Origin of the sequence: Hydrogenophaga taeniospiralis CCUG 15921 (genome assembly GCF_001592305.1) — a bacterium.
GTDB classification, from domain to species: Bacteria; Pseudomonadota; Gammaproteobacteria; order Burkholderiales; family Burkholderiaceae_C; genus Hydrogenophaga; species Hydrogenophaga taeniospiralis.
The window spans coordinates 77,498-101,426 of sequence record NZ_BCWR01000007.1 but is presented as its reverse complement, the minus strand read 5'-3'; the positions used below and the strand labels follow the sequence as shown (position 1 = coordinate 101,426).

Here is a 23,929-nt window from a genome sequence, read left to right as displayed (position 1 = left end):
CGAGCCTTTTGCCCATGAGTCCCAGCCAGATCATCGTGCTGGCCACGCCGGTTTTCCTGCTGCTCATCGCCATCGAATACCTGGTTGGCCTGCGCTGCGGCCGCAACACCTACCGGCTGGACGACGCCATCAACAGCGTCTCGCTGGGCATGCTGAGCCAGGTGAGCGCGGTGTTCACGCCGCTGCTCCGGGTCGGCATCTACACCGCCGTGTACAGCAGCCTGGCCCTGGTGCCCGACACCGGCTTCTGGACCACGCTGCCCGGCTGGCTGCTGGCCCTGCTGTTCTACGACTTCCTCTACTACTGGAACCACCGCCTGGGCCACACCGTGGCGGTGTTCTGGGCCGCGCACGTGGTGCACCACCAGAGTCAGGACTACAACCTCTCCACCGCCCTCCGACAGCCCAGCAGCTACCCGCTGCTCGGCTGGGTGTTCTACCTGCCGATGGCGCTGGCCGGCGTGCCGCCGCTGGTGTTCGTGGTGGTGGGGCTGATCGACCTGCTCTACCAGTTCTGGATTCACACCGAACACGTGGGGCGCCTGGGCTGGTTCGACCGCGTGTTCGCCTCGCCCTCCAACCACCGCGTGCACCACGCCGTGAACGAGCGCTACCTGGACAAGAACTACGGCGGCATCCTGATCCTGTGGGACCGGCTCTTCGGCAGCTTCGCCGCGGAGGACCCGCGCGAGCCCTGCGTCTACGGCACGCGCAGCCCGCTCAACAGCTGGGACCCGCTCTGGGCCAACGCCGAGGTCTACTGGGCGCTGGGCCAGGACGCCTGGCGCACGCGCCACTGGGCCGACAAGCTGCGCCTCTGGTTCAAGCCACCGGGCTGGCGACCGGCCGACGTGGCGGCGACGCACCCCAGGCCGGCGTTTGACATCCGCACCGTGACCCCCTACGCCCCCAACATTGCCCGCCCCGTGGCGGTCTTCGCAGCCCTGCAGTTCGTGGCCTTGCTGGCCGGCGTGGCGGTGTTTCTCTGGCAGGCCGATGCCGCCCCGCTGGCGCACAACATCGCCGGTTTCACCGCGCTGCTGGCCGGGCTGTGGGCCCTGGGCGCGCTGCTGCAGGGGCGCATCACCCTGGGCGAGGTGCTGCTGATCGAATGCGCCGCCTTGTCCATGGCCAGCGCCACCCTCGGCTGGACCACGGCGCACCAGGTCTTCAAGCCCCTGAGCATGCTGGTCGCGCTGGGCCTGGTGCTGCGGGCCATGCGCGCCGCCCCCACTGGCCTGCGGGGCGCCCCCTGGCTGCTGGCCGCGCTCGCCGCTTCGCTGGCGGGCGACGTGTTCCTGATGCTCGACGGCCTGTTCATTCCCGGGCTGGCGGCCTTCCTGCTCGCCCACATCGCCTACACCGTGCTGTTCCGCCAGGGCGTGCCGTGGCTGGCGAACCGCCGGGCGCTGGGCGCGGTGGCCACGGTGGGGCTGGGCATGTATGTCGTGTTGTGGTTCGGTGGCCTGCCCATCGGGTTGCGCGGGCCCGTGGCGGCCTATGTGCTGGCCATCGGCTTCATGGCCGCGCAGGCCATGGGCCGCGCCAGCGTGCAACGCGACTTCCCGTCGCTGATGGTGGCGGTGGGCGCCGCGTGTTTCATGGCGAGCGACGCCCTGCTGGCCCTCAACCGTTTCGTGAACCCGCTGCCGATGTCGGCCTTCTGGGTGCTGGGCAGCTACTACGCGGCGCAGTGCCTGATGGTGATGGGCGTGCTGCGCGGCAGCGCCCCGGGGCTCACTCGCTGAACAGCGCGCCCTCGTTCGCCGGCGGCGCCACCCCCAGGTGGCGGTAGGCCGCCAGTGTGGCGATGCGCCCGCGCGGCGTGCGCTGCAGGAAGCCCTGCTGGATCAGGTAGGGCTCGATCACGTCTTCGATGGTGTCGCGCTCTTCGCCGATGCTGGCGGCGATGTTGTCCAGCCCCACCGGCCCGCCGTCGAAGCGGTGAATCACGGCTTCGAGCAGCTTGCGGTCCATCAGGTCGAAGCCCTGCGGATCCACGTCGAGCATGGCCAGCGCGCGGTTGGCGATGTCCAGCGTGATGGTGCCGCGGCCTTTCACGTCGGCGAAGTCGCGCACGCGGCGCAGCAGCCGGTTGGCGATGCGCGGCGTGCCGCGCGAGCGGCGCGCGATCTCGAAACCGCCTTCTTCGTCCATGGGCGCGCCCAGCAGGCCCGCGCTGCGCTTGACGATGCGCGCGAGTTCCTCAGACGTGTAGAACTCCAGCCGCGCGACGATGCCGAAACGGTCGCGCAGCGGGTTGGTCAACATGCCCGCGCGCGTGGTCGCGCCGACCAGGGTGAAGGGCTGCAGGTCGAGCTTGATGCTGCGCGCGGCCGGGCCTTCGCCGATCATGATGTCGATCTGGTAGTCCTCCAGCGCGGGGTAGAGAATTTCTTCGACGACCGGGCTGAGCCGGTGGATCTCGTCGATGAACAGCACGTCGTTGGCTTCGAGGTTGGTCAACAAGGCCGCCAGATCGCGCGGCTTTTCCAGCACCGGGCCGCTGGTCTGGCGCAGGTTCACACCCAGCTCCTGCGCGATGATGTGTGAGAGCGTGGTCTTGCCCAGACCTGGCGGGCCGAACAGCAGCACGTGGTCCAGCGCCTCGCTGCGCTTCTTGGCCGCGCCGATGAAGATTTCGAGCTGCTCGCGCACCTTCACCTGGCCCACGTACTCGTCGAGCAGCTTGGGGCGCAACGCGCGCTCGATCGCTTCCTCTTTGGGCGACGCGGGCGCGGCGGACACCACGCGGGGCGCAGGGGCGAAATCGTCGGTCTGGATGCTCATGGGGTGTTCACTTCGCCAGCGCCTTCAGCGCCAGTTTGATGCCCTCGCTCACCCCCACATCGGCCGGCAGGGCCTTGAGGGCGGCGGCGGCGTCTTTTTCGCTGTAACCCAGCGCCATCAGGGCCTGCTGGATGTCGCTCTGCACATCGCTTTGCACCGGGCCACCGCTGGCCAGGTTCAGGTCGGCGCCGAGCTTGCCCTTGAGTTCGAGCAGCAGGCGCTCGGCGGTTTTCTTGCCGATGCCGGGTACCTTGACGATGCGCCCGCTGTCCTGCGCGCTGATGGCCTGGGACAGATCGGCCACGCTCATGCCTGACAACACCGACAGCGCCGTTCGCGGCCCCACGCCGCTGATCTTGATGAGCTGGCGAAAGGCCTCGCGTTCGGGCGCGCTGCCAAAGCCGTAGAGGATCTGCGCGTCCTCGCGCACCACGAAGTGCGTCAGCAGCGACACCTTCTCGCCCGCGCCCGGCAGGTTGTAGAAAGTGCTCATGGGCACGTCCACCTCGTAGCCCACACCGTGGCAGTCGATCAGGATCTGCGGCGGATTCTTTTCCAGCAGGGTGCCGGTCAACTTGCCTATCATTGGGAACTTTCCTTTGTAAGTCGTTCGCCGGGCCGCCCCGGGAACGACTGCACCCCCTCTGGGGGCCTGGCTCGGCCAGGTTCGGGGGCCATCAACTTCACCGGATTATCGGTTTGATTCTCAGACACACCTTCTCTCCGCCCGACAACCTGCGCATGGGCCATTTGTGCGGACCGATGGACAGCCACATCCGCAGCATCGAGGCGGCGCTGCAGGTCAAGGTGGCACACCGTTTCGAGCAGTTCCGCGTCGAAGGCCCCAAGGCCAAAGCCACCCAGGCGATGGAAACGCTGCAGGCGCTGTACGAAATGGCGAAGAAGCCGATTCCGGCCGAAACGGTGCAGCTCATGCTCAGCGGCGACACCGCCCTGCCCGCCACCGGCGACGACGCCCTGGCGATGCAGACGCGTCGCGGCGAGGTGCGCGGGCGCACGCCGGCCCAGGCGCGTTACCTGGAAAACATGGCCACGCACGACATCACCTTCGGCATCGGCCCGGCCGGCACCGGCAAGACCTACCTGGCCGTGGCCTGCGCGGTGGACGCGCTGGAGCGCAGCGCGGTGCAGCGCATCGTGCTCACGCGCCCGGCGGTGGAGGCCGGCGAAAAGCTCGGCTTCCTGCCCGGCGATCTGGGCCAGAAGGTGGACCCGTACCTGCGCCCGCTGTACGACGCGCTGCACGACCTGATGGGCTTCGACAAGGTGCAGAAAGCCTTCGAGCGCCAGCAGATCGAGATCGCGCCGCTGGCCTTCATGCGCGGGCGCACGCTCAACCACGCCTTCGTGATCCTGGACGAGGCGCAGAACACCACGGTGGAGCAGATGAAGATGTTCCTCACCCGCATCGGTTTCGGCAGCAAGGCCGTGGTCACGGGCGACGTGAGCCAGATCGACCTGCCGCGCACCGAACTCAGCGGCCTGATCGACGCCGAGCGGGTGCTCAAGCGCGTGCAGGGCATCGCCATCACGCGCCTGAGCAGCGCCGACGTGGTGCGCCACCCGCTGGTGGCGCGCATCGTGGACGCCTACGAGGCGCGCCACCCCAGCACCGACGTGGCCCCCGCCAAACGCGCGCGCCGCACGGCCGCCTGAACACATCCCCACCATGGCCCTGCCCTCCCTGAGCCTCTCCCTGCAATTCGGCGCGCTGGAAGACGCCGCCCCCCACCGCGCCGCGCTGCCCCGCCACAAGGTGGTGCGCTGGATCCGCCACGCGCTCGACGCCGACGCCGAGATCACGGTGCGCGTCGTCGACGCCGAAGAAGGCCAGGCGCTCAACCGCGACTACCGGCACAAGGACTACGCCACCAACGTGCTGACCTTCGACTACGCCACCGAACCGGTGGTGATGGCCGACTTGGTGCTGTGCGCGCCCGTGGTTGCGCGCGAAGCCGCCGATCTGGGCAAACCGCTGGCCGAGCACTACGCGCACCTGCTGGTGCATGGCACGCTGCACGCTCAAGGCTGGGACCACGAAACCGGCGAAGAAGACGCGCAGGCGATGGAAGCGCGCGAAACCGCCATCCTGGCCGGACTCGGCGAGCCGGACCCGTACCGGCGCGACTGACCCGGTCGGGCGCTGCCGCCGCGTCAAGCGGCCTGCGCGCCCATCGCTTCGACTTCCATCAGCAACTCTTGCCGGCAGATGTCGGCCTGCAGGCACACCAGGGGCGCCGCGCCGATGCGTTGCGCCAGCACGGCCTGCACAGCGGCGTGGTCCGCCGCGTGGCGGATGTAGACCCGGTAGTTCAACGCCGGCAGGGTGAAAGCGCCGCCACGTGCATGGCGGTTGGCCTCGGCGACCACGGCGGCGATGTTGTCCATCGCCTCCTGGCTTTGCGCCCGCACATCGCCGGGGTGCACGCTGCGGTGGCCGACGATGCTGGCCGTGCCCGAGATGAACAGCAGTTCCTGCCCCGGCGGGTAGACCAGCGCGGCGCGCGAAAACGTGGGGCTGCGCGGCCCGTAGTCGGCCGGGTAGTGGTAGGCGCTGACCTGGCGCGGGTTCTCGACCGGCAGCACCGGCGTGGCGCCCGCCAGGAAGGCGATCGATAAGGGCCCGCCGGCCAGCCCGATGGCGCAGGCGGCCGGCACCTGGCCCTCCACGCCGCGGGCGCTCTGCACAAACGCCGAACCGCGTCCCAGGTTGAACAGCCGGTAGCGTTCGAGCTCGCCCGACTGGCCGGTGATGTCGGCCATGTAGTTCCAGACCCGCCACAGATGCGGCAGACCCTGCGCGTCGAGCAGGCGAAACAGGCGGGCATAGGCCTGCTCGCTGAGGACCTGCAAGACGGGCTGCGCGGACGCAGGGGACGCCGAATCGGCGAGCGGCTCGGCGAGGTCGATCTGGCCGAAGAGCACATCGCCACTGCGCCGCCAGTGGATGCCTTCGGTATGGCCCTCCAGCGTGGGTCCGTCCGTCACCCAGGTTTCGTGCAGCACGCCCGGCCCGGCGCCCAGCAGCGGCGCCTCCAGGCGCTGCACCGGCCAGTCTGGCCGGCTGGCGGGCAAGGACCTGCCCAGCAAGCTGGCACCCAGCACGTGAGAGCCTTCCCCGGTGAACGGGGAAACGGTGGACATCAATTCAAGCGTCATGGGTTCACAGTGGGGAAGAAGATGGCGGCGCCATGCGCAACGGGATCGTCACCGGGCCATCGTTGACGAGGTGCACCCGCATGTCGGCACCGAATCGGCCGGTCTGCACCTCGGGATGCGCCGCGCGAGCCTTTTCAACAAAGTCGTCGTAGAGCGCCTCGCCCAACGCCGGCGGCGCCGCACCGGTGAAACCGGGCCGGTTGCCGCTGCGGGTGTCGGCCGCCAGCGTGAACTGGCTGACGATGAGCAGGCCGCCGCCCACGTCCTGCACGCTGCGGTTCATCTTGCCCTGGTCATCGGAAAAAATGCGCAGCTTCAGGATCTTGGACAGCAGCTTCTCGCCCACGGCTTCGTTGTCGTCGGGTTCGGCGCAGACCAGCACCAGCAGCCCGGCACCAATCTCGCCCACCGTCTCGCCAGCGATCACCACGCGGGCCTCGCTCACGCGTTGCAGCAAAGCGATCATGTCAACAGCCCCCAATGCAACGCGCGGCGCAGCAAACCGGGGGCGCGGCGGGGGTGGGCTTCAAATCAGATCCTTTTCATCGTCGAAATGCGCCTCCACGTCGCTGGGCAACAGCTGGATGGTGGCGCGCAGGCCTGGCACCGCGCTCATGAGCGCCTGCTCTACGCTGGCCCGCACCGCCGCCGCGCGCCCGAGCGACCAGGCCGCGGGCATGTGCATGTGCAGGTCCACGAAGCGGCGTTGCCCGGCCTTGCGGGTGCTCACGTGGTCGAAACGGATGATGGCCGTTTCGCCGCGCTGGCTCTCGAACCCGTCCAGCGTCTGCTGGATCGTGGCCATCACCTCGGGCTCCACCGCTTCGTCCATCAGCCCCTGCGACGAACGCCAGAGCAGGTGAAAGCCTTCTTTCAGGATGTTCAAGGCCACGCCGATGGCCACCACCGGGTCCAGCCAGAGCCAGTCGGTGAAATGCACCAGCCCAATGCCGATCACCACACCGGCCGAGGTCCAGACGTCGGTGATCAGGTGCTTCGCATCGGCTTCGAGCGCGATCGAGCGGTGTTGCTTGGCCGAGCGGAACATCACCCAGGCCAGCAGGCCATTGAGCGCCGAGCTGGCCACCGACAGCGCCAGCCCCCAGCCCACCTGCTCGATGGGCTGCGGGTCAAGCAGGCGGAGCAGCGCCGTCCAGACGATGCCCAGCGCGGCCACGATGATCAGGATGCCTTCGAAGCCGGAGGAAAAATACTCGGCCTTGTGGTGACCGTAAGGATGGTCCTCGTCCGCCGGACGCGCCGCGATCGTCACCATCACCAGTCCGAAGATGGCGCTGGCCAAATTCACCAGCGACTCCATGGCGTCGGACAGCAGCCCCACCGAGTCGGTGATCACCCAGGCCAGGGTCTTGAGGGTGATGGTGATCACCGCCACCGCCACGGAGGCCATCAACAGGCGCTGGGGCGTCAGGAATCGCATCATCATGGCTGCACCACTTGTGAATCGGAAGAACAGGCGGGGCCTCCGGCGTTCAACGGCTGGGGCATAACGCCAGGATACGCCCTGGCCAGCCGGCGCTTCGGGCCGGCCAGTGCCACGTCACACCAGACTGACACGGGCGAACTTGCGTTTGCCCACCTGAACGACGTACGACCCGGCGTCGAGCCGGAGACCCTTGTCACTGAGCACCACGCCGTCGATGCGCACGCCGCCGCCGTCGATCAAGCGGTTGCCTTCACTGGACGACGCCGCCAGACCGGCCGCCTTCAACAGCGCACCGATGCCCATGGGCGCGCCCGGCAGCGTCACCTCGGGAATCTCGTCGGGCACACCGCCCTTGCTGCGGTTGATGAAGTCCTGCTCGGCCGCTTCGGCCGCCGCAGCGCTGTGGAACCGGGTGGTGATTTCCTTGGCCAGCATCACCTTGGCGTCCTTGGGGTTGCGCCCGCCGTCGATCTCCTGTTTCAGCGCCTCGATCTCGGCCAGAGACCGGAAGGACAGCAGCGTGTACCAGCGCCACATCAGCGTGTCCGAAATGCTCAGGACCTTGGCGAACATGGTGTTGGCTTCTTCGGTGATGCCGATGTAGTTGTTCTTGGACTTGGACATCTTCTCGATGCCGTCCAGGCCTTCGAGCAGCGGCATGGTCAGGATGCATTGCGGCTCCTGGCCGTACTCCTGCTGCAGGTGGCGCCCCATCAGCAGGTTGAACTTCTGGTCGGTGCCGCCGAGCTCCAGGTCGCTCTTCAAGGCCACCGAGTCGTAGCCCTGCATCAGCGGGTACAGGAACTCGTGCACGCTGATCGGCGTGCCGGCCTTAAAACGGTCGTGGAAATCGTTGCGCTCCATCATGCGCGCCACGGTGTACTTGGCCGCGAGCTGGATCATGCCCATGGACCCCAGCGGCAGGCTCCACTCGCTGTTGTAGCGGATCTCGGTCTTCGCCGGGTCCAGCACCAGGCTGGCCTGCCGGTAGTAGGTCTCGGCATTGGCCTTGATCTGCTCGGGGGTCAGCGGCGGGCGCGTGTTGTTGCGACCGGAGGGGTCGCCGATCAGGCTGGTGAAGTCGCCGATCAGGAAAATCACCTGATGCCCCAGGTCCTGGAGCTGGCGCATCTTGTTGAGCACCACGGTGTGGCCGATGTGGATGTCGGGCGCGGTGGGGTCCAGCCCCAACTTGATGCGCAGCGGCACGCCCGTGGCCTCCGACCGCGCCAGTTTCTTCACCCAGTCGTCCTGCGGAATGAGTTCTTCGCAGCCGCGCAGCGTCACGCTCAGGGCCTCGCGCACACCTTCCGTCAGTTCACCCGGTACAAGGGCCTGTTTTTGAGAACTTTTGCCGTCTTTTTGGGGGGTGTTCATACGGGTTTTTTCAGATGCTGCAGCCCTGGATCTGGCTATACTTTTGATCGACAGAACCGTGGATTCTAGTTGGCATGATTCATGCCAGCACAAAGTGTGTCCCTTGCCGTTGATCGGCCAGCGGGAACCACCACCTCCAACGCTGATTCTCTTCCCCATTTTTGTGCGCCGTTCACGCGGCGCGCCCGCTGGACCTGTATCTTGAAACCATCCAACTTGGACACCATGAGCCTGGCGGCGCGCACCGCCCCGCTACGTCTGGCCGCCAGCCTTGGCCGGCATCCCCGCCGCATCATGGCCGGCATCGGTCTGTTGCTGTTGGGCACCGGTGTCACCGCATTCGGCATCGCACCGATGGCCCCCGACGCGGCCACGCTGCCGGTGCATCAGGTGATCGAGGCCCTGGCCGCCGAGCCGCTGACGCTGGAACTGCCCGCCACGGCCGTTCCCTTTGTCCTGTACCGCAGCGACACCGTGCGCCGGGACGACACCGCTCAAAGCCTGCTGCAACGCCTGGGCGTGCTGGACGCGGCGGCCTCGGAATTCCTGCGCAACGATCCGACCGCGCGCCAGCTCTTTGGCGGGCGCACCGGCAAACTGGTGACGGTCGAGACCAACGACCGCCAGGAACTGATGCGCCTGAGCGCGCGCTGGCTGCCGGACGAGGGGCGGGTGTTCCACCGCCTGGTGATCGAGCCGGGTGCCGATGGCCTGTCCGCCCGGGTCGAAACCGGTGCGCTGGTCGCCAGCACCAAGCTCGCCGGTGGCGTGATCCGCAGCTCGTTGTTCGCGGCAACCGATGAAGCGGGCCTGCCCGAGAACGTGGCCGTGCAACTGGCGGAGATTTTTGGCTCCGACATCGATTTCCGGCGCGATCTGCGCCAGGGCGACCGCTTCAGCGTGGTGTACGAAAGCCTGGAGGCCGATGGCGAAAGCCTGCGCGCGGGCCGGGTGCTCAGCGCGGTGTTCGTCAACCAGGAACGCGCGCACGAGGCGGTGTGGTTTGAGGCCCCCGGCCAAAAAGGGGCCTACTACGGTTTTGACGGGCAAAGCTCCCGCAAGACCTTCCTGAGTTCTCCTCTGGAGTTCACCCGCGTGAGCAGCGGCTACGGCATGCGCTTCCACCCCATCTCCGGCAGGCAGAAAGCCCACCTCGGCGTGGACTATGCCGCACCCAGTGGCACACCGGTTCGCACCATCAGCGACGGCGTGGTCAGTTTTGCGGGATGGCAGCGCGGCTATGGCAACGTGATCGAAATCAGCCACCGGGACAACAAGTCCACCTTGTACGCGCACCTGAGCCGCATCGACGTCAGGCGCGGTCAGCAGGTGGAACAGGGTGAACGTGTGGGCGCCGTGGGTTCCACGGGTGCGTCCACCGGGCCCCACCTGCATTTCGAATTCCGCGACCGTGGCGTGCACCAGGACCCGCTGGAAGTCGCACGCCGCAGTGAAACCGTCCCGCTGAGTCCGGCACTGCGCTCGCAGTTCGATGCGGTGGCGCAGGCCCAGCGTCTGCATCTGGACGCGGCGGCCACCATCGAACAGGCCAGCGCCGAATAGGGCCTGTTCCAGACCAACAAAAAGGGGAGCCAGTGGCTCCCCTTTTTGTTGTCCGGCAACCCCGCTTCAGACGCTGAAGCTCGAACCGCACCCGCAGGTGGTGTTGGCGTTGGGGTTCTTGATCACGAACTGGGCACCTTCCAAGTCTTCCTTGTAGTCGATCTCGGCGCCCACCAGGTACTGGTAGCTCATCGCATCGATCAACAGCGACACGCCATTCTTCGTCATGGTGGTGTCGTCGTCGTTGACCACTTCGTCAAACGTGAAGCCGTACTGGAAGCCAGAGCAGCCCCCACCTTGCACGAACACGCGCAACTTCAGGTCGGGATTGCCCTCTTCAGCCACCAGCTCGGCCACCTTGGCCGCAGCGCTGTCCGTGAAGACCAGCGGGGCTGGCATTTCGGTCTGGATGTTGTCGGCCACTGCGCTCATGGATCACCTCGTGTCGTGGTTGTGGCGGGTGGGCCCGCACACGGGAAATGGTGGTGTGAATGTCGACCATCCACCGGAATCTGAATGCTATAGCAAATCGCTCGGGAATGTGCTCAGCCGTTGTTTGCCGCCAGCTTCAGTGGGGGTTTTTCCTCAATCCCACCACCGGCCATGGGTTTGAGCTGGCCGGAGATGGTGGCGCCCTGGTGCATCTCCAGCGACTTGTACGACACATCCCCCTCGATGCGAGCCTTGGGCTGGAGTTCCAGCAGATCGTAGGCAAACACGGGGCCCTTGACGGTGCCGTTGATGATGACGTGGTCCGCGTGGATCTGGCCGGTGGCGCTGGCTGTTTCACTCACCACCAGGATGCTGGGCTGCGCGTCGCTGGCGCGGATGTCGCCCACCACCTCACCGTCGACCCGCAGGCCGTCGTGGAACAGGACGTTGCCTTCGATGCGGGTGCCATGCGCGATCAGGCTTTTGATGGGTGGCTGCTTCTTCTTGCCAAACATAGGGAAATGCTCCAGACGACTAATGGTTATTCAAAGCTCAAAGCTTGAGGGTTTGCACCGACTTCACCGCGCCTCCTTGCAGGATCTTGGCGGTGACGGTTTTTACCACGGCCTGAACCGGCACATCCACCAGCCCCTCCTGGCGTAGGTAGCTCTGGATCAGGACCGGTTGAGGCTGCGGCGCCTGGGTCGTGGCCCAGGGCTTGCCGTCCAGCGTGCCGGCAAAGGTGATTTCCAGCGTGCCCCGGAAGTCGGGGGCGTTTTTCATGGCCTGGATCATGAGCGCCTGCCATTTGAGCTGCCCTTCTGCCACGCGCTCCACCTGCAGGCCACGGATGCTCAAGGCGTTCGTGCCCGAACCCGGAATGAGGCGCTCAAAGAAGCCCAGATCGCTGCGCAAGACCTGGTTGTCGGCCTCGAGCTGGCGGATCTGCAGCATGAGCTGCGCCTGGGCGGCCTTTTCGGCCGTGAGCAGGCTTTCGGACGTGTTGGACACGGACTGCGCCTTGCCCAGTTCGGCCCGCAGCACCTGCACTTCGGCGCGCAGCTGTTGCAGTTCCTGCTTGGCGTTGCGGTCCAGACCGGCAATGTCCTTGCCGAACTCGAAGGCCCACAGCGCCAGCGCGCCGGAAAAACCCAGGACCACGGCCCCCAGGAGCCAGCGAAACGGCCACGGCAGGGCGCTGCGCACCGAGACCCGGGGGGCGCTCACCGTCAACCGTCTGCGCAACAGGCGAAACCGCATTCACTCACCTCTAACGAACGATTCAGACGCCCACAAGGGGCCCTCAAAAGCAAAAAACCGCCCCAAGACGAACTTGTGGGCGGCTTTTGCGACAGGAGCCAGGCGCGTTAACGCTTGCTGAACTGCTTGGCGCGGCGTGCGGAACGCAGACCGACCTTCTTGCGCTCGACTTCACGGGCATCGCGCGTGACGAAACCGGCGTTGGACAGCTCCGGCTTGAGCGTTGCGTCGTAATCGATCAGGGCGCGGGTGATACCGTGGCGCACCGCACCGGCCTGGCCGGACTCGCCACCACCGTGCACGTTGACCATCACGTCGAAGGTTTCGGCGTGGTTGGTCAGCATCAGCGGCTGCTTGGCGATCATGATGGAGGTTTCGCGGCCGAAGTAGGACTGGATGTCCTTGCCGTTGACCACGATCTGGCCGGAGCCTTTTTTCAGAAACACACGGGCGACGCTGGATTTGCGACGGCCGGTGCCATTGTTCCATTCACCAATCATCTCAAGGCTCCTTTAGAGTTCCAGCACTTGTGGCTGTTGGGCGGTGTGCGGGTGCTCTGCACCGCCGTACACCTTGAGCTTCTTGATCATGGCGTAGCCCAGAGGACCCTTGGGCAGCATGCCCTTGACGGCCTTCTCGAGCGCGCGGCCAGGGTGCTTGGCCTGCATGTCGCGGAAGTTGGTGGCGTAGATACCGCCCGGGTAGCCGGAGTGGCGGTAGTAAATCTTGTCGAGGGACTTGGTGCCCGTGACGCGGATCTTGGACGCGTTGATGATGACGATGAAGTCACCGGTATCGACGTGAGGCGTGTAAATGGCCTTGTGTTTGCCGCGCAAACGGAGAGCCACTTCACTGGCAACTCGTCCGAGGACCTTGTCGGTCGCGTCAATCACAAACCACTCGTGCGTCACGTCAGCGGGTTTGGCGCTGAACGTTTTGGTCATGAGTTTTCTCTTCAAAGAAGTGGTTTGGCGGCTCTTTTCCACGGTCGGTTGTTCTCTGTCGGAACACTCTTAGGTGGGGCTTTGCACCCCGGTTGCCCGGTGCGCGGTCTTCGTCGCGGAGCCATGCGTTTCGCTGCGAAGCCCTCCATTGTACGAAATTACCGCCGCTGCTGGCAAGCGCGGCGGCAAGTTTTGTCTCTCATCGGCGTCCGGGGCGCTACCATCGACGCATGTTCAGTTACCGACACGCCTTCCACGCCGGCAACCACGCCGACGTGCTCAAACACACCACCCTGATCGCCACGCTGCGCCATCTGATGCAGAAAGAGGCCGGCATCACGCTGATCGACACCCACGCGGGTGCCGGGCTGTACCGGCTGGACGGCGACTACACCGAAACCGGCGGCGAGGCCAAGGACGGTGTGGTCAAGCTGATGGCGGCGCTGCGCCCGGCAGGTGCTGAACCCGTGGCCGCCGCGCCGGCGCTGGACGACTACCTGGACCTGATCGCCAGCTTCAACCCCTCGGGCTTGTTGCGTGTCTACCCGGGTTCGCCCTTCGTCATGCATTCCCTGCTGCGCACCGAATCGCGCGACCGGCTCAAGTTGTTCGAGCTGCACCCCACCGACAGCCGCACCCTGTCGGCCAACATCGGCCAGCTCGAAGCCGGTCGGCAGATCGCGGTGGCCCTGCAGGACGGTTTCGAGGGCGTCAAGCCGCTGCTGCCCCCGCCCCCGTCGGCCACTGGCTCCAAGCGGGCCCTGGTGCTGATCGACCCCAGCTACGAGATCAAGAGCGACTACGGGAAAGTGAGCGCCTGCATACAGGAACTCATCCGCCGCTTCCCGACCGGCACCTACCTGGTCTGGTACCCGATCATTCCGCGCCCGGAGGCGCACGACCTGCCGCGCCGCCTCAAGACCCTGGCCAACCAGGCGCAACGGCCCTGGCTGCATGCCACGCTGGCGATCGGGCAGGACCCGACGCACGGCCCGGACGACCGCCCTGGCCTGACCGCCAGCGGCATGTTCGTCATCAACCCACCGCACACGCTCAAGGCCGCGCTGCAGGCAGCGCTGCCGCAATTGCTGGCGATTCTGGGGCGTGGTCGGGGCAAGTCCCAGTCGCTGGATACGGGCGGCTGAGTCGCGCCCGGCGCCTCAAGGACGCGCCAGCACCATCGTCCAGTAGCGGCCGTAGGTGCTGCCGCTGCGCTGGACGCAGGCCACACCCACGTGCACGTACCCCGCACGCATGAGGTTGCTGCAATGGCCGGGGCTGTCCAGCCAACCCGCCACCACGGCCGGGACGGACGGCGGACCGGCGGCGATGTTCTCCCCCACCGAGGTCCAGGCGTAGCCCTCGGCCAGCACGCGCTGGTCGACGGTTCGACCGTCGCGCCCGGTGTGCGAAAAATAGTCGTGCACCGCCATGTCGGTCGAATGGCGGGCCGCCGCTGAAAACAGGCGCGCATCCCAGGCCAGCGGCGGCACCGCCGGCAGGGCCGTCGAGCCACAGCTGCGCGCGCGGGCCCTGGCCGCGTTGACCTGCCGGAGCAGGGCCGCCTGGAAATCGGGCAGATCACAACTGGTGCTGGCGTCCAGCGGCAGCAGACCGCTGGCGGACGGATCGGACCCCGGGGCGTCAGACCCACCGCCGCCACCACAGGCGATCAACAGCGCCACCCCCACGGCACCCACACCCAGCCAGGCCGGCACACGCCGCGCCGTTGGCACCGAGAACACAAGGGAAGACGTCATGGGCGCGACTCTAGGGGCAAATGCCGCTCATCGGGTAAGGGAATGTGTCGCCTCACGGCACCCTCGGTAAAACCCTGACGCCGCGCCCCACAATTAACCAACCGATCGGTCGGTTAATTACCTATACTGCCGTCCTACCCGTGTCGCACCCACCGGCCGGAGCAGGAGAAGCCCATGTACACCCAGTCCTTTTCGGTTGCGGACAGCGAGGCCAGGCCGGATCTGAAATCGGTCGCCGCCCCGCCTTCCGCCGAAAACACCGCGCTGCAAACCCACTTTGATGCGGTGATCGACGCCGACGGCAAGATCGAACCGCGCGACTGGATGCCCGACGGCTATCGCAAGACCCTCGTGCGCCAGATCAGCCAGCATGCGCACAGCGAGATCGTGGGCATGCTGCCCGAGGGCAACTGGATCAGCCGCGCGCCCAGCCTCAAGCGCAAGGCCATCCTGATCGCCAAGGTGCAGGATGAAGGCGGCCACGGGCTCTATCTCTATTCCGCCGCCGAGACCCTGGGCACCAGCCGCGACCAGATGCTGGACGCGCTGCACGCTGGCCGGGCCAAGTACAGCTCCATCTTCAACTACCCCACGCTCAACTGGGCCGACGTCGGCGTGATCGGCTGGCTGGTGGACGGCGCGGCGATCATGAACCAGATCCCGCTGTGCCGCTGCAGCTATGGGCCGTATGCGCGCGCCATGATCCGCGTCTGCAAGGAAGAAAGCTTCCACCAGCGCCAGGGCTACGAGGCCCTGCTGGTGATGATGCAGGGCACGGCCGAGCAGAAGGCCATGGTGCAGGACGCGGTGAACCGCTATTGGTGGAAGTGCCTGGCCATGTTCGGCCCGCCCGACGCCGACAGCCCCAACAGCGTGCAGGGCATGCGCTGGGGCATCAAGCGCATCAGCAACGACGACCTGCGCCAGAAGTTCATCGACGCGACCGTGCCGCAGGCCGAGGTGCTGGGCGTGACCCTGCCCGACCCCGATCTGAAATGGAACGCCGAGCGCGGCCATTACGACTACGGACCCATCGACTGGGACGAGTTCTGGGCCACGGTCAACGGCCATGGCCCGATGAACAAGGAGCGCCTGGCCACCCGCGTCAAGGCGCACGAACAGGGGGCCTGGGTGCGCGAAGCCGCGATGGCCCATGCCGCCAAGCAACAGCAACGTCAACAGAAGGAGGCCGCATGAACCAGAGCCCTCACCCCAGCCCCCTCCCCGGAGAGGCCGCGCCCGCACTGAAAGAGTGGCCGCTCTGGGAAGTGTTCGTGCGCAGCAAGCAGGGCCTGGAGCACAAGCACTGCGGCAGCCTGCACGCCAGCGACGCGCAACACGCGCTGCAGATGGCGCGCGACGTCTACACCCGCCGCCAGGAAGGCGTGAGCATCTGGGTGCTGCCGTCCAACGCCATCACCGCCTGCGAGCCCGACAGCAAGGACAGCTTCTTCGACCCGGCGGCCGACAAGATCTACCGCCACCCGACCTTCTACGAAATCCCCGAAAAAGTGGGGCACATGTGATGGCAGCAACCGAACCGAGCGCCGCGCAGGGCCGCCCCAAGCAAGCGAGCACCCCCACGGGGGGCAGCGAACCACGCGAAGCGGGGAGCGTGGGGGCTCCAGTGGACTATGTATTGCACCTGGCCGACAACGCCCTGGTGCTGGGCCAGCGCAACGCCGAGTGGTGCGGCCATGGTCCCGTCCTGGAAGAAGACCTGGCCCTGGCCAACAACAGCCTGGACCTGATCGGCCAGGCGCGCCTGCTGTATCAGCACGCGGCCAGCCTGATCAACGCCGACCCGGCCGAGGCACTGCGATTCGCCCACCTGCAGGGCGCACGCCAGAACGGACTGATCGCCGAGGACACGCTGGCCTACTTCCGCGGCACTGCCGAGTTCCGCAACCACACGCTGATGGAGCTGCCGCACCACGGCCCGCTGGTGGGTTACGCGGTGAGCGAGCGCGACTACGCCGTGACCATTGCACGCAACTTCCTCGTCAGCGCACTCATGGTGCTGGTGTGGGACGGCCTGCGGGCGTCGAAGGATGCGCAACTGGCCGCCATCGCGGCCAAGTCCCTGAAGGAAGTGCGTTACCACCTGCGCCACGCCAGCGACTGGCTGGTGCGCTTCGGCGATGGCACCGAAGAATCGCACCGCCGCGCGCAGGCGGCCATCGACCACCTGCTGCCCTACTGCGAAGCCTTCTGGCACCCGTCGCCCGCTGAGCAGGCGGCCGCCGCCGATGGCAGTGGCGTGGACGTGCGAACGCTGCGCGATCACTGGAACGCCCTGGTCAACGACACCCTGACCGAAGCCACGCTCACGCGCCACGACCAGCCACACGCGGGTTACGTGGCACAAGGCCATGTGGGCGTGCACTCCGAGCACCTGGGCTTCCTTCTGGCCGAGATGCAGAGCCTGGCGCGGGCGCACCCGACCGCCGTCTGGTGAACACCATGCATGCGGCCACCCCCGCTTCGCTCGCCGCCATCGCCGAGGCGCTGGCGCACCTGGCCGACCCGGAGATTCCGGTCATCAGCCTGCGCGAGCTGGGCATCCTGCGCGCCGTGCGCGAGGGGGCCGACGGCGTGCCGGAAGTGGTCATCACGCCCACCTACAGCGGCTGCCCGGCCATGGGCCAGATCGAGGACGACATCGTCGCCGCACTGCGCGATGCCGGGCTGCCCGGCCGCGTCGTCACGCAGCTCTCGCCCGCCTGGACCACCGACTGGATGAGCGAGGCCGCGCGCGAGAAGCTACGCGCCTATGGCATCGCACCGCCGCAGTGCGGCAGCCACGCCGATACGCCCGCTGGGGTGCTGAAGTTCAGCCGCCACGCGACCCGGCACATCGCGGTGCCTTGCCCCCAGTGCGGCTCAACCAACACCACGGAAACCTCGCCGTTCGGCTCCACCGCCTGCAAAGCACTCTTCAAGTGCCTCGACTGCCTGGAGCCCTTCGACTACTTCAAACCATATTGACGCCATGAGCCACGCCGCCCCCCGCTTCCACGACCTCACCGTCTCGCGCGTCCACCCCGAGGCCGCCGGGTCGGTGGCGGTGTCGCTGCGCATTCCGCCCGAGCTGCGCGACACCTTCGCTTTCGAACCGGGCCAGTTCCTCACGCTGCGCACCACCATCGGCGGACAGGACGTGCGGCGCAGCTACTCCATCAGCAGCCCGCGCAGCCTGCTCACGCAGCGGGGCGAACTCACGCTGGGCATCCGGCCGGTCGAAGGCGGCGTGTTTTCGAACTGGGCGGCGGCCGATCTCCAGGCCGGGGACACGCTGCGTGTGATGCCGCCCGACGGCCGCTTCACCGTGCACAAGCCACGCGCCATCCATCGCGTGGGCTTCGCGGCGGGCTCGGGCATCACCCCCATCCTGTCCATCATGGCCAGCACGCTCGAAGAATCGCCCGAAGCGAAATTCACCCTGGTCTACGGCAACCGCCGCATGGCCAGCGTGATGTTCAACGAAGCGCTGCAGGACCTGAAGGACAAGTACCCCAGCCGCCTCACGCTGATCCACGTGCTCTCTCGCCAGGCGCAGGAAGTGCCGCTGCTCGAAGGCCGCATCGACGGCGACAAGGTGCGCGCCCTCATCGCCACGCTGCTGCCCGTGGGCAGCATGGACGAGGTGTTCATCTGCGGCCCGGAGGCCATGATCGAGGCCACGCAGCGGGCGCTGCTGGAAGCGGGCGTGCGACCCGACCGCCTGCACGCCGAACGTTTTACCTCGCCCACGCTGGAAGCCCTGCCCGCCGATCAGCGCCGGGCCGCGGTGCTGGGCCACCCGGCCGTGCCGACCGAAGGCGAGGTCGCGCTGACCGTGGTACTCGACGGCAAACCGCACCAGCTGCGCATGGGCAAGGACGAACACGTGCTGGACGTCGCCCTCAACGCCGGGCTGGACCTGCCCTGGTCCTGCCGCGGTGGCGTGTGCTGCACCTGCCGCGCCAAGGTGGTGCAAGGCGCGGTGACCATGGACAAGAACTTCACGCTCGAACCCTGGGAGACCGAGAAGGGCTTCGTGCTGAGCTGCCAGGCGCGACCGACGACCGACCGGCTCGTGGTGAGCTACGACGAGCGCTGACCCCCACATTCGACGCTGCCCGCACCCATTGGCCGAGCCGGTGCGCGTGCCCCATCCCAGCACACGCCGAAGATCCGGCTTCGCCGGTCCAAGGGCGTGGTCCCCCTTGGGGGGCTGAGGGCCGCGGCTCTGAATCTGCCTGCGCAGATTCGGACAGCCCGAAGTGTCTGCGGCTCTGACGCAGACGCGGCCTGCAAGGCGCGCAAAGCGGCGCAGGGGGGGTCACACCTTGCTCAGCGCCTGCTCCAGATCGGCCATCAGGTCATCGATGTGTTCGATGCCGATGGACAGGCGGACCATGTCGGGGCTCACGCCGGCTTTCTTCATTTCGTCGGGGTTGAGCTGGCGGTGCGTGGTGGTGGCCGGGTGGCAGGCGAGCGACTTGGCGTCGCCGATGTTCACCAGGCGGGTGAAGAGCTGCAGCGCGTCCTGGAAGCGCGTGCCGGCGGCGATCGCATCGCTGGACTTCAGGCCAAAGCTGATGATGCCGGAGGCGCGCCCACCCATGTACTGCTGCACCAGTGCATGGTCCTTGTGGTCGGGCAGGCCCGCGTAGTTGACCCAGGCCACCTTGGGGTGGTTCTGCAGGTGGGTCGCCACCTTGACGGCGTTCTCGCAGATGCGGTCCATGCGCAGCGCCAGCGTTTCGATGCCCTGCAGGATCTGGAACGCGTTCATGGGCGACAGCGCCGCACCCATGTTGCGCAGCGGCACCACGCGGGCGCGGCCGATGTAGGCCGCCGCACCCAGCGCCTCGGTGTAGACCACGCCGTGGTAGCTCACGTCGGGCTCGTTCAGGCGCTTGAAGCGCGCCTTGTGCTGCGCCCAGGGGAACGTGCCGCTGTCGACGATGGCGCCGCCGATGCTGGTGCCGTGACCGCCCAGGTATTTGGTCAGTGAATGCACCACGATGTCGGCGCCGTGTTCGAACGGGCGGCACAGGTAGGGGCTGGTCACCGTGTTGTCCACGATCAGCGGCACGCCGGCGGCGTGGGCCACGGCGGCCAGCGCGCCGATGTCGGTCACGTTGCCCAGCGGGTTGCCGATGGACTCGCAGTAGATCGCCTTGGTCTTTTCGTCGATCAGCGCGGCGAACGCGGCCGGGTCGCGCGGGTCGGCAAAACGCACGGTGATGCCTTGCTGCGGAAAGGTGTGGGCGAACAGGTTGTAGGTGCCGCCGTACAGCGTGGAGGCCGAGACGATGTTGTCGCCCGCTTCCGCGATGGTCTGAATGGCGGCCGTGATCGCCGCCATGCCAGAGGCCATGGCCAGTGCGCCCACGCCGCCTTCGAGCGCGGCCAGGCGCGCTTCGAGCACGCCGTTGGTGGGGTTCATGATGCGGCTGTAGATGTTGCCGGCCACCTTGAGATCGAACAGGTCGGCACCGTGCTGCGTGTCGTCGAAGGCGTAGGCCACGGTCTGGTAGATGGGGACCGCCACGGCCTTGGTGGTGGGGTCGGGCGTGTAGCCGCCGTGCACGGCGATGGTTTCGATCTTCATGCTGTCGCTCTCCTGATGGTGTTGTTGCGAATTCGCGCGCTCATTCTCTCAGCAGCTCCACGGTGGTCACCCCACGCTGGCGCAGACCCAGGGCGTTGATCGCCGCCCGGCTGAGGTCGATGACGCGCCCGCGTCTGAAAGGCCCACGGTCGTTGATGCGCACCAACACTTCCTTACCGGTGTGCACGCTGCGCACCCGTACCCGGGTGCCGAAGGGCAGGGTCCTGTGGGCCGCCGTGAAGGCGTGCATGTCGTAGCGCTCGCCGCTGGCGGTGCGCCGGCCGTGGAAACGCTTTCCGTACCAGGACGCCAGCCCCTGGTCGATCAGTTGATCGGGGGCAGATGGCGCCGCTGGCGCAGCATCCACCGGGGGCACCGCCGCGGTGGCCGGTTCCGGGATGCCGGGCGCGGGCGAAGGCGTTGACGCGGTTGCCGGCAGGTCCGCCGGCGGTGCGGTGGAACGGACCGCCGGGCCCGGCCGCTGGCCATCGGGCGCATCCACGGGCACGGGCGAAGGCCCGGCGCAGGCGGCGACCAGGGCGGCCAGCAGGGTGATCGCAAGGCGCAGGCGGCCGGCGGCGGGATTCGGTGCTGTGGGCATGGCGTTTTCTCTCGGCTCATGGGAGCCGGCCCCCCACCTTACCCGAGCGCCATGCGCCTCACGCGCTGTGGAGCGCCCCGATCATCAACGCAGGCTCACGCTCTGCTGCTTCCACTGTGGCATCTGCCAGCGCTGGAAAGCACCCAGCACGCTCGGGTCGCTGGCCTGTCGCTGGGGGGCGAGCGTGGCCAGGTCGAGCACTTCGTAGCGCCGCTGGTACTTGCCCTCGCCCCGGGCCTCGCGCGCCACCAGCACCTGGCGCCCGCCCGGCACCCAGCCCGCGAGCTCGGCGTAGCCGATGCCCGGCAAGGTGGGCGCCGGCGGCAGCACGCTCAGCGTCCAGCCCCCGGCCTGTTTGCGCAGCAGCCAGAGTTCGCGCCACCCCGCCATCGGCTGCACCGCCAGCGCCGCGGCATTGCCTTCGCGGTTCACGCTGAACGAGGCCGGCCACACCACGCCGTGGCTGCACTGCGTCCACAGCGGCGCACTGCCCACCGCGCCGCCGTGCAGGCTCGCGCAGGTCTGCCCCGCCTGCGCGCCGGGGCTGGTGCGCAGTTGCAGGCCCTTGCTCGGCATGCTGGCGGGAACCGCGGCCCAGCGCGAAGCGTTCACGCGCATCACCGCGTCGTTCATCAGGCTCGCGTCTGTGTCGGGCAGGCCCTGCGGGTCCACCCGCGCCAGTGCCTCCAGCGCGCGCTCGGCGGCGGTGGCGGCGTGCGCAGCACCCGGGGCACCACGCGAACGCTCGAAAGCCACCGCCGACCAGACGCTGGCACGCCGAATCTGCAAGCGGTTTTTCAGCACCGGCGGCAGGCCCGGCGCATCGGCCTGGTCCAGCAGGCTGGCGCTGTCCTCCTGGCGCTGGATGCGTTGCAGCACACCGAGCGCGGGGTCTTCACACGCCGGGTCGGTCAGGGCCAGCGCGGCGCGGGCGCGCTGCTCGGCACTGGTCGCGGGCATGGCCAGCACGCGCGTGAACAGCTCCCCGTCGTAACAGATCTGCATGCGGTCCCCGCGCTCGTGGCTGTTGAAGCGGATACCGTAGCGCCCCGCCGCGTCCAGCTGGCCCATCAGCGCTTCCTGCGCGCTGCGGGACAGGCCCGCGGCCGAAGCCCGTTGCGCCAACCGCTGTGCCGCGCCGGCCACGGCATCGAGCACCTCGGCGCCCACGGGGCCCGACAACTGCGCTGGGCTGGCCGCCTGCAGCCAGGCCGCGCCGTAGCCGAAACCCAGGCCTTCGCTGCCCGCGCTGTCCTTGACGAAGCGCAGCACCGCCAGCAGCTCGTCGGCGTGGGCCGCGTCCAGCGACAGCCGACGCAACTGGCTGGCCCGCACGTAACCACCACGTTCGCGCTGGTGGTCCCAGACCTGCACATACTCCAGGCGCTCGCCGCGGATCTCCACCAGCTCGCCCTGCCACAGCCGGGCCTGCTGGGCCGCGGCCTCGCGTGGCGCGGCGCGCAGCGCCACGGCGTCCTGCACGATCAGCGCCTGCGGCGGCATCGCCGGCGGCTGCGCGACGGTGGCGTGCGCCGGGGGCGCCACGAACACCAGCAGCCAGGCCGCCGCCGCGGCCAGCACGGCCGTGGCCACGTAGCGCAGGCAGGTCTTCACCGTCTTCTCGGGTGGGTGGGCGGGGGCTCTCATTCTTCTTCCCCTTCGTCGGCGGCGGCCCCCGAGGCGAGCGCGACGGCCTTGCCCGGGTGGCCCAACAGCCCCGAACCGATGAAGCCGCCGTCGGCTCCCGGCGCGGCGATGATGACCTGCACCTTGTCGGACAGCTTGTCGGCCATGACCTTCTGGATCAACAGCGGGTGGCGGCTCAGCAGGCTGCCTTCGCGCGCCATCTGTTCGGCGTTGGCCTTGCCCACGGCGTCCAGCCGGAATGCCTCGGCCTGCGCCAGGCGCTGGCGCGCCAGCGCTTCGCCGTCGGCTTCGATGCGCCGCGCTTCGGCGTTGCCTTCGGCGGTGCGGATGCGCGACTGTTTGTCGGCCTCGGCTTCGAGCTTGCGCTGCTCCACCTGGCGCTGCTTGAAGGGCAGCACGTGTTTCATCGCCTCTTCCTGCGCCTTGGCGGCGATCACCTGCACCTTGCCGGCGGCCTCGGCCTGCAGCTCCCGCTGCACCATCTCGGCCCGGGCTTCGAGCTCGCTTTCCTTCACGCGTTTTTCTTTCAGTTCCAGCGTGTAGCGCATCTTTTCGCTGGCCATTTCTTCGGCCAGCAGGGTTTCCATGCGCTCGCTGTACTGGGGCGGCAGGTCGATCTTGCCCACCTGCACATTGCGCAGGATCAGGCCCTCGGCGGCCAGCTTCGGCTTGAGTTCGGCTTCCATGGCCTGCTGGATCTCCGTGCGCCGGGTCGAGAAGATCTCGCGAGCGGTGTAGCGCGCGAAGGTCTTGTAGACCACGCCCTGCAGGGCCGGGTCCACCAGCTCGGCGCCCGCGTCCGCCTGCAGCCGGCTGGCCACCAGCGCGAGCTGGGCCGGGTTGACCGCGAAGCGCACCGTCACGTCCACGCCCAGCGACAACCCTTCCACCGACTGTACCGGCGCCGGCCCGTCGTGGCGCGCCATCTCGGCCGACTTCCAGTTCTGGTCGCGCAGCGACAGCACCCGCAGGCGGTGCAGGCCGGGCACCACCCAGACATTGCCCGCGCCCAGTTCCTGCTGGTGGCCGGTGAGCTGGTTGGTGCGCAGCGCCGCCTGGCCCGGGTTGATCGTCAGCGCGGGCGGGTGGCGCACCAGGGTGTAGCCGCCGGCGACCAGCAGCAGGACCCCCACCACCACCGGGGCGGTGTGCCGGGGCAGGCGCGGCAGGCGCAGCGGCGGGCGGGGCCGTGCCGGCGGCGCAACATCGTCGAACAGTGGCGCGGTGCTGGCGTCGGGTGCCGGCCGGACAAAGGCCTGGCGCAGGCGGGCGGTGAGTTGCTTGAGCGAAAACGACATGGTGAAGACTCCTGGAGATCGGGGGGCA

General features: G+C 67.8%; 26 protein-coding genes. 10 read left to right on the top strand and 16 right to left on the bottom strand.

The window, feature by feature from the left end; all coding sequences use genetic code 11:
• Positions 1-14: 14 nt before the first annotated feature.
• The gene (locus HTA01S_RS11415) at positions 15-1,748 is read left to right on the top strand and encodes a lysoplasmalogenase family protein (protein WP_068171102.1); all 1,734 of its coding nucleotides are present in this window, start codon (positions 15-17) and stop codon (positions 1,746-1,748) included.
• Here HTA01S_RS11415 and ruvB read toward each other — a convergent pair.
• Together ruvB and ruvA are read right to left on the bottom strand one after the other, a co-directional pair.
• Entirely contained in the window at positions 1,738-2,790 is a 1,053-nt protein-coding gene (gene ruvB, locus HTA01S_RS11410; RefSeq protein ID WP_068171099.1) for a Holliday junction branch migration DNA helicase RuvB, read from the bottom strand. The two genes, HTA01S_RS11415 and ruvB, sit on opposite strands and share 11 nt — an antisense overlap.
• A 7-nt stretch (positions 2,791-2,797) precedes the next feature.
• The gene (ruvA, locus tag HTA01S_RS11405) at positions 2,798-3,376 is read right to left on the bottom strand and encodes a Holliday junction branch migration protein RuvA (RefSeq protein WP_068171095.1); all 579 of its coding nucleotides are present in this window, start codon (positions 3,374-3,376) and stop codon (positions 2,798-2,800) included.
• A 155-nt stretch (positions 3,377-3,531) separates the two neighbouring features.
• Here ruvA and HTA01S_RS11400 point away from each other — a divergent pair, with 155 nt between their 5' ends.
• Both HTA01S_RS11400 and ybeY read left to right on the top strand, forming a co-directional pair.
• Positions 3,532-4,467 (top strand): PhoH family protein, encoded by a 936-nt coding sequence (locus HTA01S_RS11400; protein ID WP_084236040.1) that lies wholly within the window; start codon positions 3,532-3,534, stop codon positions 4,465-4,467.
• A 13-nt stretch (positions 4,468-4,480) separates the two neighbouring features.
• A complete protein-coding gene (gene ybeY / locus HTA01S_RS11395) occupies positions 4,481-4,942 on the top strand; it encodes an rRNA maturation RNase YbeY (RefSeq protein WP_068171089.1) in 462 nt (153 codons plus the stop codon).
• 23 nt (positions 4,943-4,965) lie between these two features.
• Here the strand turns inward: ybeY and HTA01S_RS11390 are convergent, their stop codons facing one another.
• The 4 genes from HTA01S_RS11390 to tyrS form a co-directional block, all read right to left on the bottom strand.
• Positions 4,966-5,970 carry a chorismate transformation enzyme, FkbO/Hyg5 family gene (locus tag HTA01S_RS11390; RefSeq protein WP_068171086.1) on the bottom strand — a complete coding sequence of 335 codons (1,005 nt, stop codon included), beginning with the start codon at positions 5,968-5,970 and terminating at the stop codon, positions 4,966-4,968.
• 4 nt (positions 5,971-5,974) lie between these two features.
• Positions 5,975-6,436, bottom strand: a complete 462-nt coding sequence (gene dtd / locus HTA01S_RS11385; protein WP_068171083.1) for a D-aminoacyl-tRNA deacylase — start codon at positions 6,434-6,436, stop codon at positions 5,975-5,977.
• A gap of 60 nt (positions 6,437-6,496) precedes the next feature.
• Complete coding sequence (locus HTA01S_RS11380; protein ID WP_068171080.1) at positions 6,497-7,417, bottom strand: cation diffusion facilitator family transporter; 921 nt, start codon at positions 7,415-7,417, stop codon at positions 6,497-6,499.
• Between the two features lie 114 nt (positions 7,418-7,531).
• Positions 7,532-8,833 carry a tyrosine--tRNA ligase gene (gene tyrS / locus HTA01S_RS11375; RefSeq protein WP_407656105.1) on the bottom strand — a complete coding sequence of 434 codons (1,302 nt, stop codon included), beginning with the start codon at positions 8,831-8,833 and terminating at the stop codon, positions 7,532-7,534.
• 186 nt (positions 8,834-9,019) lie between these two features.
• Between tyrS and HTA01S_RS11370 the strand changes: the two genes are divergently transcribed.
• Positions 9,020-10,357, top strand: coding sequence for a M23 family metallopeptidase (locus HTA01S_RS11370; protein ID WP_068171170.1), 1,338 nt, complete (start codon positions 9,020-9,022; stop codon positions 10,355-10,357).
• A gap of 66 nt (positions 10,358-10,423) precedes the next feature.
• Here the strand turns inward: HTA01S_RS11370 and erpA are convergent, their stop codons facing one another.
• The 5 genes from erpA to rplM all read right to left on the bottom strand — a co-directional run bounded on the left by erpA (position 10,424) and on the right by rplM (position 12,993).
• Positions 10,424-10,789, bottom strand: a complete 366-nt coding sequence (erpA, locus tag HTA01S_RS11365) for an iron-sulfur cluster insertion protein ErpA (RefSeq protein WP_068171073.1) — start codon at positions 10,787-10,789, stop codon at positions 10,424-10,426.
• A 113-nt stretch (positions 10,790-10,902) separates the two neighbouring features.
• A complete protein-coding gene (locus HTA01S_RS11360; protein WP_068171070.1) occupies positions 10,903-11,304 on the bottom strand; it encodes a bactofilin family protein in 402 nt (133 codons plus the stop codon).
• A gap of 37 nt (positions 11,305-11,341) precedes the next feature.
• Complete coding sequence (locus tag HTA01S_RS11355; protein ID WP_068171067.1) at positions 11,342-12,049, bottom strand: DUF6776 family protein; 708 nt, start codon at positions 12,047-12,049, stop codon at positions 11,342-11,344.
• Between the two features lie 107 nt (positions 12,050-12,156).
• The gene (gene rpsI, locus HTA01S_RS11350; protein WP_068171064.1) at positions 12,157-12,549 is read right to left on the bottom strand and encodes a 30S ribosomal protein S9; all 393 of its coding nucleotides are present in this window, start codon (positions 12,547-12,549) and stop codon (positions 12,157-12,159) included.
• A 12-nt stretch (positions 12,550-12,561) separates the two neighbouring features.
• Positions 12,562-12,993 carry a 50S ribosomal protein L13 gene (gene rplM, locus HTA01S_RS11345; protein ID WP_068171060.1) on the bottom strand — a complete coding sequence of 144 codons (432 nt, stop codon included), beginning with the start codon at positions 12,991-12,993 and terminating at the stop codon, positions 12,562-12,564.
• 230 nt (positions 12,994-13,223) lie between these two features.
• Between rplM and HTA01S_RS11340 the strand changes: the two genes are divergently transcribed.
• The gene (locus tag HTA01S_RS11340; RefSeq protein ID WP_068171056.1) at positions 13,224-14,138 is read left to right on the top strand and encodes a 23S rRNA (adenine(2030)-N(6))-methyltransferase RlmJ; all 915 of its coding nucleotides are present in this window, start codon (positions 13,224-13,226) and stop codon (positions 14,136-14,138) included.
• A gap of 15 nt (positions 14,139-14,153) precedes the next feature.
• On the opposite strand, the gene HTA01S_RS11335 is transcribed toward HTA01S_RS11340, so the two are convergent.
• The gene (locus HTA01S_RS11335; RefSeq protein WP_084236033.1) at positions 14,154-14,753 is read right to left on the bottom strand and encodes a CAP domain-containing protein; all 600 of its coding nucleotides are present in this window, start codon (positions 14,751-14,753) and stop codon (positions 14,154-14,156) included.
• A gap of 174 nt (positions 14,754-14,927) precedes the next feature.
• On the opposite strand from HTA01S_RS11335, the gene paaA reads away from it, so the two are divergent.
• Genes paaA through HTA01S_RS11310 form a run of 5 tightly spaced genes read left to right on the top strand, consistent with a single transcriptional unit; the run spans position 14,928 to position 18,855 of the window.
• Positions 14,928-15,950 (top strand): 1,2-phenylacetyl-CoA epoxidase subunit PaaA, encoded by a 1,023-nt coding sequence (paaA, locus tag HTA01S_RS11330; RefSeq protein ID WP_068171053.1) that lies wholly within the window; start codon positions 14,928-14,930, stop codon positions 15,948-15,950.
• Positions 15,947-16,279 carry a 1,2-phenylacetyl-CoA epoxidase subunit PaaB gene (gene paaB, locus HTA01S_RS11325; protein ID WP_068171050.1) on the top strand — a complete coding sequence of 111 codons (333 nt, stop codon included), beginning with the start codon at positions 15,947-15,949 and terminating at the stop codon, positions 16,277-16,279. Before paaA ends, paaB begins: the two co-directional genes overlap by 4 nt.
• Complete coding sequence (gene paaC / locus HTA01S_RS11320) at positions 16,279-17,211, top strand: 1,2-phenylacetyl-CoA epoxidase subunit PaaC (protein ID WP_084236032.1); 933 nt, start codon at positions 16,279-16,281, stop codon at positions 17,209-17,211. Before paaB ends, paaC begins: the two co-directional genes overlap by 1 nt.
• Before the next feature lie 5 nt (positions 17,212-17,216).
• Positions 17,217-17,741 (top strand): 1,2-phenylacetyl-CoA epoxidase subunit PaaD, encoded by a 525-nt coding sequence (paaD, locus tag HTA01S_RS11315; RefSeq protein WP_068171165.1) that lies wholly within the window; start codon positions 17,217-17,219, stop codon positions 17,739-17,741.
• 4 nt (positions 17,742-17,745) lie between these two features.
• The gene (locus HTA01S_RS11310) at positions 17,746-18,855 is read left to right on the top strand and encodes a 2Fe-2S iron-sulfur cluster-binding protein (protein WP_068171046.1); all 1,110 of its coding nucleotides are present in this window, start codon (positions 17,746-17,748) and stop codon (positions 18,853-18,855) included.
• Positions 18,856-19,077: 222 nt separating this feature from the next.
• Here the strand turns inward: HTA01S_RS11310 and HTA01S_RS11305 are convergent, their stop codons facing one another.
• The 4 genes from HTA01S_RS11305 to HTA01S_RS11290 all read right to left on the bottom strand — a co-directional run bounded on the left by HTA01S_RS11305 (position 19,078) and on the right by HTA01S_RS11290 (position 23,901).
• A complete protein-coding gene (locus HTA01S_RS11305; RefSeq protein WP_068171044.1) occupies positions 19,078-20,355 on the bottom strand; it encodes an O-acetylhomoserine aminocarboxypropyltransferase/cysteine synthase family protein in 1,278 nt (425 codons plus the stop codon).
• Between the two features lie 40 nt (positions 20,356-20,395).
• On the bottom strand, positions 20,396-20,956 hold the full coding sequence (locus tag HTA01S_RS11300; RefSeq protein ID WP_084236031.1) for a septal ring lytic transglycosylase RlpA family protein: 561 nt from the start codon (positions 20,954-20,956) through the stop codon (positions 20,396-20,398).
• Positions 20,957-21,040: 84 nt separating this feature from the next.
• Positions 21,041-22,603, bottom strand: a complete 1,563-nt coding sequence (locus tag HTA01S_RS11295) for a hypothetical protein (RefSeq protein ID WP_245638067.1) — start codon at positions 22,601-22,603, stop codon at positions 21,041-21,043.
• Positions 22,600-23,901, bottom strand: a complete 1,302-nt coding sequence (locus tag HTA01S_RS11290; protein WP_068171041.1) for an SPFH domain-containing protein — start codon at positions 23,899-23,901, stop codon at positions 22,600-22,602. Before HTA01S_RS11290 ends, HTA01S_RS11295 begins: the two co-directional genes overlap by 4 nt.
• Positions 23,902-23,929: the final 28 nt, after the last annotated feature.

Coding starts and splice junctions, on each gene's coding strand:
- paaB (WP_068171050.1), top strand. CDS start 15,947: ATGAACCAGAGCCCTCACCCCAGCCCCCTCCCCGGAGAGGCCGCGCCC.
- HTA01S_RS11370 (WP_068171170.1), top strand. CDS start 9,020: ATGAGCCTGGCGGCGCGCACCGCCCCGCTACGTCTGGCCGCCAGCCTT.
- ybeY (WP_068171089.1), top strand. CDS start 4,481: ATGGCCCTGCCCTCCCTGAGCCTCTCCCTGCAATTCGGCGCGCTGGAA.
- HTA01S_RS11390 (WP_068171086.1), bottom strand. CDS start 5,970: ATGACGCTTGAATTGATGTCCACCGTTTCCCCGTTCACCGGGGAAGGC.
- HTA01S_RS11335 (WP_084236033.1), bottom strand. CDS start 14,753: ATGACGTCTTCCCTTGTGTTCTCGGTGCCAACGGCGCGGCGTGTGCCG.
- HTA01S_RS11305 (WP_068171044.1), bottom strand. CDS start 20,355: ATGAAGATCGAAACCATCGCCGTGCACGGCGGCTACACGCCCGACCCC.
- HTA01S_RS11380 (WP_068171080.1), bottom strand. CDS start 7,417: ATGATGATGCGATTCCTGACGCCCCAGCGCCTGTTGATGGCCTCCGTG.
- HTA01S_RS11415 (WP_068171102.1), top strand. CDS start 15: ATGAGTCCCAGCCAGATCATCGTGCTGGCCACGCCGGTTTTCCTGCTG.
- HTA01S_RS11355 (WP_068171067.1), bottom strand. CDS start 12,049: ATGCGGTTTCGCCTGTTGCGCAGACGGTTGACGGTGAGCGCCCCCCGG.
- HTA01S_RS11360 (WP_068171070.1), bottom strand. CDS start 11,304: ATGTTTGGCAAGAAGAAGCAGCCACCCATCAAAAGCCTGATCGCGCAT.
- ruvB (WP_068171099.1), bottom strand. CDS start 2,790: ATGAGCATCCAGACCGACGATTTCGCCCCTGCGCCCCGCGTGGTGTCC.
- HTA01S_RS11300 (WP_084236031.1), bottom strand. CDS start 20,956: ATGCCCACAGCACCGAATCCCGCCGCCGGCCGCCTGCGCCTTGCGATC.
- paaA (WP_068171053.1), top strand. CDS start 14,928: ATGTACACCCAGTCCTTTTCGGTTGCGGACAGCGAGGCCAGGCCGGAT.
- paaD (WP_068171165.1), top strand. CDS start 17,217: ATGCATGCGGCCACCCCCGCTTCGCTCGCCGCCATCGCCGAGGCGCTG.
- dtd (WP_068171083.1), bottom strand. CDS start 6,436: ATGATCGCTTTGCTGCAACGCGTGAGCGAGGCCCGCGTGGTGATCGCT.
- HTA01S_RS11340 (WP_068171056.1), top strand. CDS start 13,224: ATGTTCAGTTACCGACACGCCTTCCACGCCGGCAACCACGCCGACGTG.
- HTA01S_RS11295 (WP_245638067.1), bottom strand. CDS start 22,603: ATGAGAGCCCCCGCCCACCCACCCGAGAAGACGGTGAAGACCTGCCTG.
- rpsI (WP_068171064.1), bottom strand. CDS start 12,549: ATGATTGGTGAATGGAACAATGGCACCGGCCGTCGCAAATCCAGCGTC.
- paaC (WP_084236032.1), top strand. CDS start 16,279: ATGGCAGCAACCGAACCGAGCGCCGCGCAGGGCCGCCCCAAGCAAGCG.
- erpA (WP_068171073.1), bottom strand. CDS start 10,789: ATGAGCGCAGTGGCCGACAACATCCAGACCGAAATGCCAGCCCCGCTG.
- HTA01S_RS11310 (WP_068171046.1), top strand. CDS start 17,746: ATGAGCCACGCCGCCCCCCGCTTCCACGACCTCACCGTCTCGCGCGTC.
- ruvA (WP_068171095.1), bottom strand. CDS start 3,376: ATGATAGGCAAGTTGACCGGCACCCTGCTGGAAAAGAATCCGCCGCAG.
- HTA01S_RS11400 (WP_084236040.1), top strand. CDS start 3,532: ATGGGCCATTTGTGCGGACCGATGGACAGCCACATCCGCAGCATCGAG.
- HTA01S_RS11290 (WP_068171041.1), bottom strand. CDS start 23,901: ATGTCGTTTTCGCTCAAGCAACTCACCGCCCGCCTGCGCCAGGCCTTT.
- rplM (WP_068171060.1), bottom strand. CDS start 12,993: ATGACCAAAACGTTCAGCGCCAAACCCGCTGACGTGACGCACGAGTGG.